Raw genomic sequence first — 12564 nt, 5'->3', positions numbered from 1 at the left:
CTGCTCCCGACAGGCAAAAACTGGCTTGAACGCGACTTGATGCCGCTCACGCCGCGAGCGGCAGCATTTCTCCCGGCGTCACGAGCTTGAGCTTCACCCCTTCTTCCGCGGCGCTCATCGTCACGGCGCCGATCACGTCATCCTGTTCGGCATAGGCCGGCGGATTGTTGAACGTGCCGTAGTGTATGGGGCAGAGCGCGGCAGCGTGCAGGATGCGTGCCGCGACGCAGGCCTGTTTCGGCGTCAGCGTCGCCGGCAGGCCGCTCGGCTCAAGGCCGGGATAGATCGCGATGACGCCGTTGATCGGCAGAAAGGCCCAGTCGAACGGACCGAATTCGCGCGCGATGCGCCACCATTGACCATGCCAGATGGTGTCGCCGCAGTGAATGATGCGGTGACCATCGGCCTCGATGACCCACGAGAGCTGCTCGTCACCACGCCAGTCGACGGCAGGGACTGCCGTCACCGCGATGCCGTTTTCGTCGGTCCGCTCCCAAGCATCCATGCCCTGTGCCGAAAGTCCATTCTCCTCGATCTCTGCGGCGATGGCGCGAGGACAAAAGGCAGTCCCGGAAGGGCCGACGACGCGCTTGAGGGTAACGGGATCAAAGTGATCGGGGTGCCGGTGGGTGACGAGCGCATGCGTTTGTCCGTCGCTCTCGATGTGGAGAATTGGATCATGCGGCTTGCCCAGGAAGCTGCGGAGCGGCGCGACATTCTCCAGGGGATCGATCAGCACGCGCACGTCGCCCGACCTGAGTTCAATCCCCGCCCAGGACAGCCTCCTTAGCTGAAGCATCAGAACCTCCGTCAGCGGCGTGCGACCGCCACTCGTGTAAAACCGGCGTTGCGCTCAGGGGTTCCTGCGAATGGCGAGCCGTGCCGCGCATTGGATTGCGAGGTTCTTGCCATCAAGCTAAACAATCGCACGGCGGCGCAAAGCCAATCCGTCAGAAAATTGCGCTCTTGATTTCAAACACCAATTTCGACGATACGCGATCTGCTCGGTTTCAGCGACTATCGACATCGATCGGCCGATTTTAGACATACTCAACCCTCGAACGAGCATCAGCCTCACGGCAACTTGCAACAACGGAGGTGCAGCATGGAGATGGCTTATCGAGAGCGGTGGCAGGCTGAGATTGCCGAGTTACAAAGGATCTTGTCTGGGTTTGACTTAAGAGAGGAGTGCAAGTGGGGAAAGCCCTGCTACACGATGGGTGGAAGAAACGTCGTCATCATTCAGGGCTTCAAAGAATATTGCGCGTTGGGCTTCTTTCAGGGTGCGCTGCTGAAGGACCCGAAGAAGCTGCTGGTGCAGCTTGGGCAGGTTCAGGCGGCGCGGGTGATGAAGTTCACCAGCGCCGAGGAGATTGCGACGAAGGCGGCCACCATCAAGGCCTATGTGCGCGAGGCGGTAGCGGCCGAGAAGGCCGGAATGAAGGTCGAAACGAAGCCCCCGGAGTTTCCCGTGCCCGAGGAGTTGAAGGAGAAGTTTCGCAACGATCCGCGGTTCAAGCGCGCGTTCGAGGCGCTGACGCCGGGTCGGCAAAGAGGATACCTGTTTCACTTCGCCGGCGCGAAGCAGTCTGGAACGCGGACCGCGCGGATCGAGAAGGCGATGCCTGCGATCTTCGAAGGACGAGGGTTCCTGGAGCGGCGATAGATTGTGAAACTGTGGATGCGTACCGGGAGATAGTCTTCTGGACGGCCGTATCCGACGCTGTGAGCGATGCAAGATAGCGTCGGCAGCGAAACTGCAGGGTCGCTTCGACAGCGCTTTGTCAGATCCTCACTGCAAATCAGCCATCTCGTACAGCGGCCGGATTTCGATCTCGCTCGGTCCCAGCATGGGATTGGGGCAGCGTTTCACCCAGGCGACCGCCTCGTCCATGTCCTTGACTTCCCAAAGCCAGAATCCGGCGACCAGCTCGCGGGTTGCGGCGAAAGGCCCGTCGATGACCGTACGGCCGGGACCATCGAACGCAACACGCTTGCCGTGCGACGAAGGTTTGAGGCCGTCGCCGTCGCGCAGGATCCCGGCCTTGCGCAGCTCATCATTGAACCGGCCCATCGCCTCCATCATCTCCATCTCCTCAGTCGTGTGGAGAAAACCCTTTTCGCTGCCTTCGGTCGCCTTCACGAGCACCATCACCCGCATTGTCTGTCTCCTCGTTTGAGCCGGTCTCATCGGCTTTGCAAGGGAATGACGAACGGGGTTCTCGGAGGCCGACATCGTCCTGCAAATTTTTTACCGGTTAAGGCGCAGGGCGCGGATGGTCGCTTTCAAGGCCGCCGATCGTCGCCAGGCGGCGAAGGCCTTCACCCTGCCTGCGTTCCGCAACCAGCTTGGCCTTAAACACCCCATTCTATAGTGCGGCTCACCGACACCTATTGTTTGAAACAATGCTCGCGGTGCCACTTTAAGAAATGCGGATGGGGCCGGTCCGATGGACGCCGCGGCGGACGCGCATGACCGGATTTATTGATTAGCGATCGAACCCCTTCCGGGTCATTCGTCTGTCGCGAGATTAATATTTCCAAATCGTCGGACAAACTAATGAGGCCGCGATCAAACATCCAATGCGCTGTGCCGGAAAGAGCGATCCCATTGCTCACGATATCTGGGCCATTCGCTTCCACTGGCCGGATATGGGCCGCAGCAACTTCGGCTCGCCCGCTTCCGTTGATGAGCTTTAGTCCCGTGATGGCGCAACGCGCATCATAAGCGCGCAGGACAACGCGACGAAAGACTCGATCGCGCAAAACCCTCGAAACAGTGATGCTAATTCGGTCGCGCTGTTGTTCAATGCGAAAGGGAGTCTGTTGTTCTTCTTCAAAACCAGACGATGGCACGTCATCGTCGAGGCGAGGTAGAAGGGGCGTCTTTTCCTCGAACCCGAGCTCGACTATTTTGTTGAAGTCGTGAGGAGAGATTGGACGGACCGCCGATTGAGCTCGCCCAGAAATCCGCCCCTGTTCATTGAGCACGCCTTGTTCGATTGGTCCCGACGCTCCGCTGAAAGGGACTGGATTAGCGAAATCGAGATAGCTTCCAGCCTCAATCAATGCGACGTACATCCCCGGGACGCTCGGGTCGGGAATGACCCGACTAACCTTTGCAATTGCAAAGTAGCCCCGTGTCTCAGTGACCTTGCGCGGTTCATAGTAGATTATCCAGTCGCCGACGCAGGCCTCAACGCGACCAAGATACTGGCTGGGAAATTGATATTGTTCGGCTGGACTATCGTCGTAGATCGAGTCTGACCGATGAATGAATACGCCAAGCCCCATGGATGTTTCAGTACGGCCTTTCCGGATCTATTCTTGTGTTCGAGCAGCGAGCAGCGCTCCAGAGTCCAGTTTCATAAGACCGCGCGGCCTTCCTCTGCCTACTCCCACTCGATCGTCCCCGGCGGCTTGCTGGTCACATCGTAGACCACGCGGTTGACGCCCTTGACCTCGTTGATAATGCGGGTCGCGACCTGGCCCAGGAACTTCATGTCGAACTGGAAGAAGTCGGCGGTCATGCCGTCGGTCGAGGTGACTGCGCGCAGCCCCACGACGTATTCGTAGGTGCGGCCATCGCCCATCACGCCGACGGTCTTGACCGGCAACAGCACCGCGAAGGCCTGCCAGATCTGGTCGTAGAGGCCGGCTTTGCGGATCTCGTCGATATAGACGGCGTCCGCATTGCGCAGGATGTCGAGCTTCTCTCTCGTGATGTCGCCGGGGCACCGGATCGCCAGGCCCGGGCCCGGGAACGGATGCCGGCCGACGAAAATCTCCGGCAGACCGAGCTCGCGGCCGAGCGCGCGGACTTCATCCTTGAACAGTTCGCGCAAGGGCTCGACCAGCTTCATGTTCATGCGCGCAGGCAAGCCGCCGACATTGTGGTGCGATTTGATGGTCACCGACGGTCCGCCCGTGAACGACACGCTCTCGATCACGTCGGGATAGAGTGTGCCCTGCGCGAGATAGTCCGCGCCACCGATCCTCTTCGCTTCCGCCTCGAACACGTCGATGAAGAGGCGGCCGATGGTCTTGCGCTTCACTTCGGGGTCAGTGACGCCTTCGAGCTCGCCCAGGAATTGCTTCGAGGCATCCACATGCACGAGCGGGATGTTGTAGTGATGCCGGAACAGATCGACCACGGTCTCAGCCTCGTTCTTGCGAAGCAGGCCGTGGTCGACAAAGACGCAGGTGAGCTGGTCGCCGATCGCCTCGTGGATCAGCACGGCGGCAACCGCCGAGTCGACGCCGCCCGAGAGACCGCAGATCACTCTTGCCTTGCCTACTTGCGCGCGGATCTTCTCGATCGCCTCCTCGCGGAAGGCATGCATGGTCCAGTCGCCGGAAAGGCCAGCGACCTTGCGCACGAAATTGCGCAGGAGTTTCGCGCCATCGGGCGTGTGCACGACCTCGGGGTGGAACTGCATCGCATAGAACTTGCGGCCGTCGTCGGCGATGACCGAGATCGGCGAGCCCGGCGCGCGCGCCACCGCGCGGAAGCCGTGAGGGAGTTTCGTCACGCGGTCGCCATGGCTCATCCAGACGTCGTAGCGGCCGCCCTTTTGCCAGACGCCGTCGAACAGCGCGCAGTCGTCGGTGACCTCGATGGTGGCGCGGCCGAATTCGCGGTGGTGCCCGCCCTCCACCGTGCCGCCGAGCTGCCGGGCCATGGTCTGCTCGCCATAGCAGATGCCGAGCACAGGCACGCCGGCATTCAGAATAGCCATTGGCGCCGCCGGCGCATTATCGTCGAGCACGGAGGCCGGACCGCCCGAGAGGATCACGCCCTTGGGCTTCATCTCGCGAAACGCGGCTTCGGCTTTCTGGAACGGCACGATCTCGCAGTAGACGCCCTCTTCGCGAACGCGGCGGGCAATGAGCTGGGTGACCTGGCTGCCGAAATCGACAATCAGAATCTTGTCATGCGCCGAGGCCACGTGGGGCGACGACGACTCGCGTGCTTTCTGTGCGGCTGTCATGGACAGCAGATACGCGACGGGGAACGAAGCCGCAACCCTTTGGGGGCCGTCATGGCCGGGCTTCCACGTCTTTCGGGCCGATGCGACCGCCATTCGGCTTTGCGTCGTCATTCCGGGACGATGCGAAGCATCGAACCCGGAATCTCGATATTCCGGGTTCGCCCTTCGGGCGCCCCGGAATGACGGATTATGTTTGCCGGCGCAGCACCGAAACGAAAAAGCCGTCGGTTCCGGTTCGCCGTGGCGTCATCAGCCACCCTTCGGGAAAACGCAGTGCGGCTTTCGCGAACGCCTCGGCCTTATCCCAGAGCACCGAAGCCGTCTCTTCCGGCGGGGCAACCACAAACTCGGGATGGCGTGCGACGAAGGCGCGGACCTGCCCGGCGTTCTCCTCCGACAACACCGAGCAGGTGATGTAGGCGATCCGCCCTCCCGGCTTGACCATGGCCCTCGCGCGGTCCAGCACCTCGATCTGATCCTTGATGCGGATTTCCAGCGCACCGGGCCGCATCCGCCATTTCGCATCGGGGTTGCGCCGCCAGGTGCCTGTCCCCGAGCAGGGCGCGTCGATCAAAACGAGGTCTGCGGAAGCCTTGATGTCGGCTACGGGATCATCGGCGCCCCTGGGCGTGCGCACTTCGGCGTTGTGGACGCCGGCGCGCGACAAGCGCTCATGGATCGGCGCTAGCTGGCGCTTGTCGTGGTCGGTTGCGATCAGTCTGCCCTTGCCTTGCATCATCGCGGCGAGCGCCAGCGTCTTGCCGCCGGCGCCGGCGCAGAGATCGATCACCTGCTCGCCGGGTTTTGCCGCGGAAAACAACGCCGCCAGCTGCGAACCCTCATCCTGCACTTCAACAAGGCCCTTGATGAAGTCTTCTTCGGCATGGATGCCGGGATTGCGAGCGTCCGCGCCGAGCTCGATACGCAAGCCCAGCGGCGACCACGGCGTCCCAGCCGCGCCGAGATGTTTGAGCGATGCCAAAACTTTCTCGCGCCTGGCTTTCAGCGTGTTGACGCGGAGATCAAGCGGTGCGCGGCTAGCCATTGCAGCAGCTTCTCGTGCGCGATCGTCGCCAAAGACTTTTGCCAGATGGGGATCGAGCCATTCCGGATAATCACCGGCGATCGGCGCCGGCGCTCCCTCGGTGGAGCGCGAGGCGAGCGCGCTCCTCTCGGCATCGGTCAATGGCTGAGGCGCGAATCGGCTGCCGTCGCAGAGCGCCGAAATCGCGGCAAGGTCCATGCCGCGCTCGACCTTGAGCATGCCGAGCACGCGCGCGCGGGGGCTATCGTCATCCATCACCCAGGCGCTCGAGGCGCGCCGGCGCAGCACGTCCCAGACGAGGCCCGCAATCGCGGCGCGATCGCCGGAGCCCGCGAAGCGATGCGACGTGCCCCAATCCTTCAACGCTTGCGCCGCAGGCGCGCGTTGCGCCTCGATGGTGTCGATCAGCTCGATCGCGGCGGAGAGCCGGGCAGCGGGAGTCATCTCAAAGCTTTCTCGTCAAAACGCGCGATGATCGCCTAAGGCAACAGGATTTTTGCGGCGAAATAAATCCACAACACCAGCACGACCAGCGCGCCGGCAAACCAGGCGAGCGAGCGCCTCTGCAAATCGTTGGATGTCACAAAGATCCAGGCATGGACAAGGCGAGTCACCACAAACACCCAGGACAACATCACAATGACCAGGTCGGTATGGCGGAGCGGCAGCGCCAGAGCGATCAACACATAGAACAGCACCGGGACTTCGAACTGGTTGGCGAAGCAGTTGCCGATCTGGGTGGCGCGGACCGGCCAGTTTTGCTGGCGGAGCGCAATGTCCTTGGGCTTGACCTCGCCGCCGGAGAGCGCACGGCTGCGGGAAATGGCCATCGCAAACAAGAGGTAGAACGTCAGCGCGATTTGAACGAAGACCGGCAACAGAACCATTTGAATCGACATGAGAATCCTCTCCCGAGCGACGTGAGCGCCAATACGCCAGGCAAGGCCCGCTGACAATACAAGCCTGCGCGTGCCGTTGAACCAGCGAACGCGGAAATGCGACTAACCATCGATAGTTCAAGCCGTTTTGCCAGTTTGAGACATTAGCGGTCAGTCAGGACAATGCCGCGATGAATATCACCACCCCGCTGTTGAAGGGCGCAAGCGAGATGGCCGCCCTGCCCGGCGATACGGTCGCATCGTTTTTGAAGGCGATCGGCGACTTCACCGGCCTTTATGGCGATGGCCCGCATGGCGGGCTTGGCCTCGTAACGTCGGGGCTCGCCGGGATCGCGACTGCGCTGGCGGTGGCGATCGCGCTCACGATCTATTTTCACACAGGCGAGCGTACCGTGCGCGGCATTGCGAAGCATGGCGTTGCCGCGGTGGTCGCACTCGCCCTGGCGGCCTTTGTCATCTCCGACATGCGGCAGGCCGCGCTCGCCTATCTCGGCCTCAATCCCTCGAAGCGCGCAGTCGAGTTTGAAATCCGGATGCCGAAAACGGAGTTGTCCGCGATCTCCGACACCCAGATCGAGCTTCACACCGACCGCAACCAAAGGCTCGCCCGCGTCGAAGGCACGGCCGATGCGAATAACGGCCAAAGCGTGCTGCGCGGCGTCGTCGCCCTCGACTACCGCACCACCGACCGCGTCGTTGTCCTCAATCTACCGGGACTGGCGCAATGCGAGTTCAAGCTTCGCCTTGCCGCCGAGCCGAGCCGCTCGGCGACCTTCGGGCCCTGGCACCTGGCCGATCGCGTCGCTTTGGCGAATGGAGAAGCGGATGCTAACGCCCACGATGCCTACGCGATCCGTTATCGGGTGTTTTAAGCTGTGTTTCAAACTGCATTCTCTCCTCACGCGAAGTGTGAACTGAGCGTCATGATTCCGAAGCCGGCCCGTAATAGGATTGGGCCGGAAGGAACGAGCCATGACCCAATTTCGCCTGATGCAAATCTCCGATACCCACCTCGCCCGCCGGCTGACCAAACTTACAGCGAATTTCGATCGCGTTGCCGACTATATCGACACCACGCGCCCCCATCTCGTCGTCAACAGCGGCGATCTTGCTTTCGATGCGCCGACGAGTCCCGATGATCTCGATTACGCGCGCTCGCTGCACGACGCGTTACCCGTTCCCTGCCGCTATTTGCCCGGCAATCATGATATCGGCGACAACCCGACCCAGTTCGGGCCGGTGCCGAAGGAGCTCGTGAGCGAGAAAGGCAGGCAGGCTTATATCGCCGCGTTCGGCGACGACCGCTGGCGCTTCGAGGCCGCGGGCTGGTGCTTCATCGGGCTCAACTCGCTGGTGATGAATTCGGGCCTCGTTTCCGAGGCCGAGCAATTCGATTGGCTCGCCGGCGAGCTCGCCAGCTCTGGCGGCAAGCCGGTCGCGCTGTTCCTGCACAAGCCGATCTTCCTCAACGCGCCCGACGATCCCGAGCTCGAGTCGAGCGCGATCCGCTATGTGCCGATGCCGGCGCGGCGGCGCCTCGTCGAGATGCTGCGCACGGTCGACTTGCGGCTGGTCGCGAGCGGCCACGTGCATCAGCGCCGCGATTTCACCTTGGGCCACACGCGCCACATCTGGTCGCCCTCGGCAGGCTTCATCATCTCAGACAAGCGGCAAGAGCGCATTGGTCTCAAGGAAGTCGGCCTCGTTGAATACCGCTTCCAGCCGGACAGCTTTGAAGTCCGTCACGTCCGCGCGCCGGGCCACGTCGACGTCGATCTCGATGAGCTGTGGGCGAAGGATCCGCAAGCGCAACCGGCGGTGTCTTCGAAGGCTCCCGTTGCGATATAACCGCTGGCTCAAATCTGCGCGGCGTTCTTCAGTTCCTGTTTGATGGAGGCGAGCAGCGACTGCAGCTTCTCCGTATTGGCCGGTGTCCTCGCAAGCGTCGGCTGCGGGGCACGTGCGACGGCAACAGGTGCGGGCCGCGGAGAAGGCTTGGCCGCTGCGACAGGCGCGGGAGCTGGAACGGGATCGATGATCGGAGGCGTCGCGGGCGTCGTCGGTAGGACAGGTTCAGCGACCGTGACATCCATCAGCGCGTCAGTGGGAACCGGAGCGAGTTCCGATTCCATTTCGACGAACTCTCCATGCAACACGTCATCGCGGCGGCCCATGATGAAGAGGGTCGTCCAATAAGCAATCGCGAAGAGGATGACGCAGAAAATACTGATCTCAAACATGGCAGCACCAGTAAATTGGTGCAATGTTTCAATGTCTTGGTTCCTAGTCAAGGAACCGACATGCGATCAGAGTGCCATTTCCGCACCACTGTTGCAATTATGCTACAATTTGCAGTCACGAAAAAGCCGGGCAAAGCGGCCCGGCCTCGTTCCGTTACCCGATACCCGACGCGGCTCACGCCTTGTCCGGCCCGACGCGCACAAGCTGCTTGCCGAAGTTGGCGCCCTTCAGGAGACCCATGAAGGCGCCAGGGGCACTCTCGAGACCCTCGGTGACGAACTCCTTGTACTTCACCTTGCCCTCGCGCACCCAGCTCGACATGTCGCGCAGGAAATCTCCGTGGCGCGCGGCGAAATCGGACACGATGAAGCCGCGGAAGGTCAGCCGCTTGGTCAGGATCGCGCGCATCATGGCGCCCGCCCATTTCGGCGCGACGGCCTGGGTGTCGTTATAATGCGCGATCAGGCCGCACACCGGCACGCGCGCGAAATTGTTCAGAAGCGGAAACACCGCTTCGAACACCGCGCCGCCGACATTCTCGAAATAGACGTCGATGCCCTTCGGGCAGGCTTGCTTCAGCTTTGCTGGAAGATCGGGATCGCGATGATCGAGGCATTCGTCGAAGCCAAGCTCCTTTTTGACGAAGTCGCATTTGTCCTTGCCGCCGGCGATGCCGACCGCACGCGCGCCCTTGATCTTCGCGATCTGCCCGACCGCGGAGCCGACCGCACCGGAGGCCGCGGCAACGACGACGGTCTCGCCGGCTTGCGGCTTGCCGATGTCGAGCAGCCCCGTATAGGCCGTCATGCCGGGCATGCCGAGCACGCCGACGGCAGTCGAGATCGGCGCCAGCTTCGGATCGACCTTGGCAAGGCCCTTGCCGTCGGAGAGCGCATGCGTCTGCCAGCCGGCGCGCGCCAGCACAATATCGCCCTTGGCGAAGTTCGGATTGTTCGAGGCGATCACCTCGTTGACGGTGCCGGCTTCCATCACGCCGCCGATCGGCACCGGCGCGGCGTAGGACGGACCATCAGCCATCCGCCCGCGCATATAGGGATCGAGCGAGAGCCAGATCGTGCGCAGCAGCACCTCGCCGTTGCCCGGCGTCGGCACCGGCACGTCCTCGAGGCGAAAATCCGACGGCTTGGGTTCGCCGACGGGACGGGATGCCAGAACGATACGCTTGGCCTGGGCCATGATGTGTCCTCCTAACTGTTTCTTTCGTCATTGCGAGCGAAGCGAAGCAATCCATTCCCGTCAACGGAAAAGAATGGATTGCTTCGTCGCTTGCGCTCCTCGCAATGACGAAAAGATTAGCGCTCAAGCCAGCGAACTACACCCCGCCCGGATAGTTCGGACTTTCGCGCGTGATGGTCACGTCGTGGACGTGGCTTTCGCGCAGGCCCGCGCCGGTGATGCGCACGAACTGCGCTTTTGCATGGAAATCGGCAATATTCCGTGCGCCGACATAACCCATCGCCGCGCGCAGGCCGCCGGCAAGCTGGTGCATGACATTGGCGACCGGACCCTTGTAGGGTACCTGCCCCTCGACGCCCTCGGGCACGAGCTTGAGCGTGTCCTTGATGTCCTGCTGGAAGTAGCGGTCCGCCGAGCCGCGCGCCATCGCGCCGACGGAGCCCATGCCGCGATAGGCCTTGTAGGAGCGGCCCTGCCAGAGGAACACGTCGCCTGGCGTCTCGTCGGTGCCGGCAAGCAGCGAACCGACCATGGCGATGTCGGCGCCGGCCGCGAGCGCTTTGGCAAGATCGCCGGAATATTTGATTCCGCCATCGGCGATCACCGGCACGCCGGATTTCTTCGCGGCTTCCACTGCATCCATGATCGCGGTGAGCTGCGGCACGCCGACGCCGGCGACGACGCGCGTGGTGCAGATCGAGCCCGGACCGATGCCGACCTTGATCGCGTCCGCGCCGGAATCGATCAGCGCCTGTGCGCCTTCCTGGGTGGCGATATTGCCTGCGATCACCTGCACCTCGTTGGAGAGCCGCTTGATGCGGTTGACTGCTTCGAGCACGCGCGAGGAATGGCCATGCGCGGTATCGACCACGATCAGATCGACGCCGGCATCGATCAGCCGCTCGGTGCGCTCATAGCCGCCCTCGCCGACCGTGGTCGCCGCGGCGGCCCGCAGGCGTCCCTGCCCGTCCTTGCAGGCGAGCGGATGGGCGACCGCCTTCTCCATGTCCTTCACGGTGATCAGACCGACGCAGCGATACTGATCGTCGACCACCAGGAGCTTTTCGATGCGATGCTGATGCAGCATCCGCTTGGCTTCGTCCTGGCTCACATCCTCGCGCACCGTGACTAGGTTCTTGTGCGTCATCAGCTCCGACACCTTCTGGCGCGGATCAGTCGCAAAGCGCACATCGCGGTTGGTCAGGATGCCGACGAGTTTCCCAGGCGTGCCTTTGCCGCCGCCGGTGACGACCGGAATGCCGGAAAAGCCATGCTCTTTCATCAGGGACAGCGCGTCGGAGAGCATCGCGTCTGGCCCAATGGTGAGTGGATTGACCACCATGCCGGACTCATACTTCTTCACCTGCCGCACCTGGGCGGCCTGCGCCTCGGGATCGAAATTGCGATGAATGACGCCGATGCCGCCGGCCTGCGCCATGGCGATCGCCATGCGCGCCTCGGTGACGGTATCCATGGCGGAGGCGATGATCGGGATGTTGAGCGGGATCGCGCGGGTGACCGTGGAGCGGATGTCGACTTCTGAGGGAAGCACATCCGAATGGCCGGGCTTCAGGAGGACGTCGTCGAACGTGAAGGCTTCGCGAAAGCCCTGGAATCCCTGCGCCATCGTCAACTCCTTGTCTGCGGCCGCTCAGCCGCGATCAGCTCATTTGGGGATGAACACCGCCTTCGGCAAAACCTGCTGTTCCGCCGTCGAATCGATGCCCATCGGTGGGGGTTGACGCTGGTCGATAGCATGCTGCTGTGACGAATCAAAGCACCATGCACAGTCTTTTCATTGTCTCGTTTTCCGGCCGCCTCGGCCCTTTTTCAGCGCGGATAGCCCGGCGGCGGGCCGTAGCGGCGGATGGCGTCGACCACCTCGCGGTGCCGACGCTCCTCCCGCTTCATATGGACCGCGATCACCGCATGCGCCGAGGGCGCCAGCAGCAGGACGTGGAAAAACAACCCGAAAATCAGGCAAAATACGAGCAGAAGCAGGTTCAACATCGCCGAAAAGGGCTGCCCGTTCAGCAGCAGGCCGAGCGGCGGCAGCAGCACGGCGAGGACGTAAATCATCGTTGAGCTCCAGCCGACCATGCGAAAAGCGTCAGGCAGCATCTAGGTTTTGTCGCGCCTTCCGCAATAGCCTCTGTGACGACGGGATGATACAGCGCGTCTGCCTGCCTTT

13 protein-coding genes are annotated in these 12564 nt (G+C 62.3%); 3 read left to right on the top strand and 10 right to left on the bottom strand.

The window, feature by feature from the left end; all coding sequences use genetic code 11:
• Positions 1-46 precede the first annotated feature (46 nt).
• Positions 47-799 carry an MBL fold metallo-hydrolase gene (locus VKR55_RS31675; RefSeq protein WP_324409337.1) on the bottom strand — a complete coding sequence of 251 codons (753 nt, stop codon included), beginning with the start codon at positions 797-799 and terminating at the stop codon, positions 47-49.
• Between the two features lie 306 nt (positions 800-1105).
• Between VKR55_RS31675 and VKR55_RS31670 the strand changes: the two genes are divergently transcribed.
• Positions 1106-1666, top strand: a complete 561-nt coding sequence (locus VKR55_RS31670) for a YdeI/OmpD-associated family protein (protein WP_324409336.1) — start codon at positions 1106-1108, stop codon at positions 1664-1666.
• Positions 1667-1792: 126 nt separating this feature from the next.
• Here VKR55_RS31670 and VKR55_RS31665 read toward each other — a convergent pair whose 3' ends face one another.
• From VKR55_RS31665 to VKR55_RS31645, 5 genes are all read right to left on the bottom strand, one after another.
• Positions 1793-2161 carry a YciI family protein gene (locus VKR55_RS31665; protein ID WP_324409335.1) on the bottom strand — a complete coding sequence of 123 codons (369 nt, stop codon included), beginning with the start codon at positions 2159-2161 and terminating at the stop codon, positions 1793-1795.
• Between the two features lie 230 nt (positions 2162-2391).
• Complete coding sequence (locus VKR55_RS31660) at positions 2392-3294, bottom strand: HNH endonuclease (protein WP_324409334.1); 903 nt, start codon at positions 3292-3294, stop codon at positions 2392-2394.
• Positions 3295-3392: 98 nt separating this feature from the next.
• Positions 3393-4991: a glutamine-hydrolyzing GMP synthase gene (guaA, locus tag VKR55_RS31655; RefSeq protein ID WP_324409371.1), complete on the bottom strand. Its 1599-nt coding sequence runs from the start codon at positions 4989-4991 to the stop codon at positions 3393-3395.
• 187 nt (positions 4992-5178) lie between these two features.
• Positions 5179-6480: an RsmB/NOP family class I SAM-dependent RNA methyltransferase gene (locus tag VKR55_RS31650; RefSeq protein WP_324409333.1), complete on the bottom strand. Its 1302-nt coding sequence runs from the start codon at positions 6478-6480 to the stop codon at positions 5179-5181.
• A 35-nt stretch (positions 6481-6515) separates the two neighbouring features.
• Complete coding sequence (locus VKR55_RS31645) at positions 6516-6935, bottom strand: MAPEG family protein (RefSeq protein WP_324409332.1); 420 nt, start codon at positions 6933-6935, stop codon at positions 6516-6518.
• Between the two features lie 170 nt (positions 6936-7105).
• Between VKR55_RS31645 and VKR55_RS31640 the strand changes: the two genes are divergently transcribed.
• Both VKR55_RS31640 and VKR55_RS31635 read left to right on the top strand, forming a co-directional pair.
• A complete protein-coding gene (locus tag VKR55_RS31640; RefSeq protein WP_324409331.1) occupies positions 7106-7807 on the top strand; it encodes an acriflavin resistance protein in 702 nt (233 codons plus the stop codon).
• Between the two features lie 100 nt (positions 7808-7907).
• Complete coding sequence (locus VKR55_RS31635) at positions 7908-8783, top strand: metallophosphoesterase family protein (RefSeq protein ID WP_324409330.1); 876 nt, start codon at positions 7908-7910, stop codon at positions 8781-8783.
• Between the two features lie 8 nt (positions 8784-8791).
• Here the strand turns inward: VKR55_RS31635 and VKR55_RS31630 are convergent, their stop codons facing one another.
• The 4 genes from VKR55_RS31630 to VKR55_RS31615 all read right to left on the bottom strand — a co-directional run bounded on the left by VKR55_RS31630 (position 8792) and on the right by VKR55_RS31615 (position 12452).
• Positions 8792-9175, bottom strand: coding sequence for a hypothetical protein (locus VKR55_RS31630; protein WP_324409329.1), 384 nt, complete (start codon positions 9173-9175; stop codon positions 8792-8794).
• Between the two features lie 175 nt (positions 9176-9350).
• On the bottom strand, positions 9351-10373 hold the full coding sequence (locus tag VKR55_RS31625; protein WP_324409328.1) for an NADP-dependent oxidoreductase: 1023 nt from the start codon (positions 10371-10373) through the stop codon (positions 9351-9353).
• 136 nt (positions 10374-10509) lie between these two features.
• Positions 10510-12000 (bottom strand): IMP dehydrogenase, encoded by a 1491-nt coding sequence (gene guaB, locus VKR55_RS31620; RefSeq protein WP_324409327.1) that lies wholly within the window; start codon positions 11998-12000, stop codon positions 10510-10512.
• Positions 12001-12203: 203 nt separating this feature from the next.
• A complete protein-coding gene (locus tag VKR55_RS31615) occupies positions 12204-12452 on the bottom strand; it encodes a hypothetical protein (RefSeq protein WP_324409326.1) in 249 nt (82 codons plus the stop codon).
• Positions 12453-12564: the final 112 nt, after the last annotated feature.

Source organism: Bradyrhizobium sp., from assembly GCF_035309285.1.
GTDB lineage: Bacteria > Pseudomonadota > Alphaproteobacteria > Rhizobiales > Xanthobacteraceae > Bradyrhizobium.
The sequence above is the reverse complement of the archived record's forward strand: the minus strand, read 5'-3'. Positions and strand labels throughout refer to the sequence as shown.

Excerpts from the sequence above, each read along its gene's own strand:
- VKR55_RS31640 (WP_324409331.1), top strand. The coding sequence starts at position 7,106 with ATGAATATCACCACCCCGCTGTTGAAGGGCGCAAGCGAGATGGCCGCC.
- VKR55_RS31635 (WP_324409330.1), top strand. The coding sequence starts at position 7,908 with ATGACCCAATTTCGCCTGATGCAAATCTCCGATACCCACCTCGCCCGC.
- VKR55_RS31660 (WP_324409334.1), bottom strand. The coding sequence starts at position 3,294 with ATGGGGCTTGGCGTATTCATTCATCGGTCAGACTCGATCTACGACGAT.
- VKR55_RS31615 (WP_324409326.1), bottom strand. The coding sequence starts at position 12,452 with ATGATTTACGTCCTCGCCGTGCTGCTGCCGCCGCTCGGCCTGCTGCTG.
- guaB (WP_324409327.1), bottom strand. The coding sequence starts at position 12,000 with ATGGCGCAGGGATTCCAGGGCTTTCGCGAAGCCTTCACGTTCGACGAC.
- VKR55_RS31625 (WP_324409328.1), bottom strand. The coding sequence starts at position 10,373 with ATGGCCCAGGCCAAGCGTATCGTTCTGGCATCCCGTCCCGTCGGCGAA.
- VKR55_RS31665 (WP_324409335.1), bottom strand. The coding sequence starts at position 2,161 with ATGCGGGTGATGGTGCTCGTGAAGGCGACCGAAGGCAGCGAAAAGGGT.
- guaA (WP_324409371.1), bottom strand. The coding sequence starts at position 4,991 with ATGACAGCCGCACAGAAAGCACGCGAGTCGTCGTCGCCCCACGTGGCC.
- VKR55_RS31670 (WP_324409336.1), top strand. The coding sequence starts at position 1,106 with ATGGAGATGGCTTATCGAGAGCGGTGGCAGGCTGAGATTGCCGAGTTA.
- VKR55_RS31650 (WP_324409333.1), bottom strand. The coding sequence starts at position 6,480 with ATGACTCCCGCTGCCCGGCTCTCCGCCGCGATCGAGCTGATCGACACC.
- VKR55_RS31630 (WP_324409329.1), bottom strand. The coding sequence starts at position 9,175 with ATGTTTGAGATCAGTATTTTCTGCGTCATCCTCTTCGCGATTGCTTAT.
- VKR55_RS31675 (WP_324409337.1), bottom strand. The coding sequence starts at position 799 with ATGCTTCAGCTAAGGAGGCTGTCCTGGGCGGGGATTGAACTCAGGTCG.
- VKR55_RS31645 (WP_324409332.1), bottom strand. The coding sequence starts at position 6,935 with ATGTCGATTCAAATGGTTCTGTTGCCGGTCTTCGTTCAAATCGCGCTG.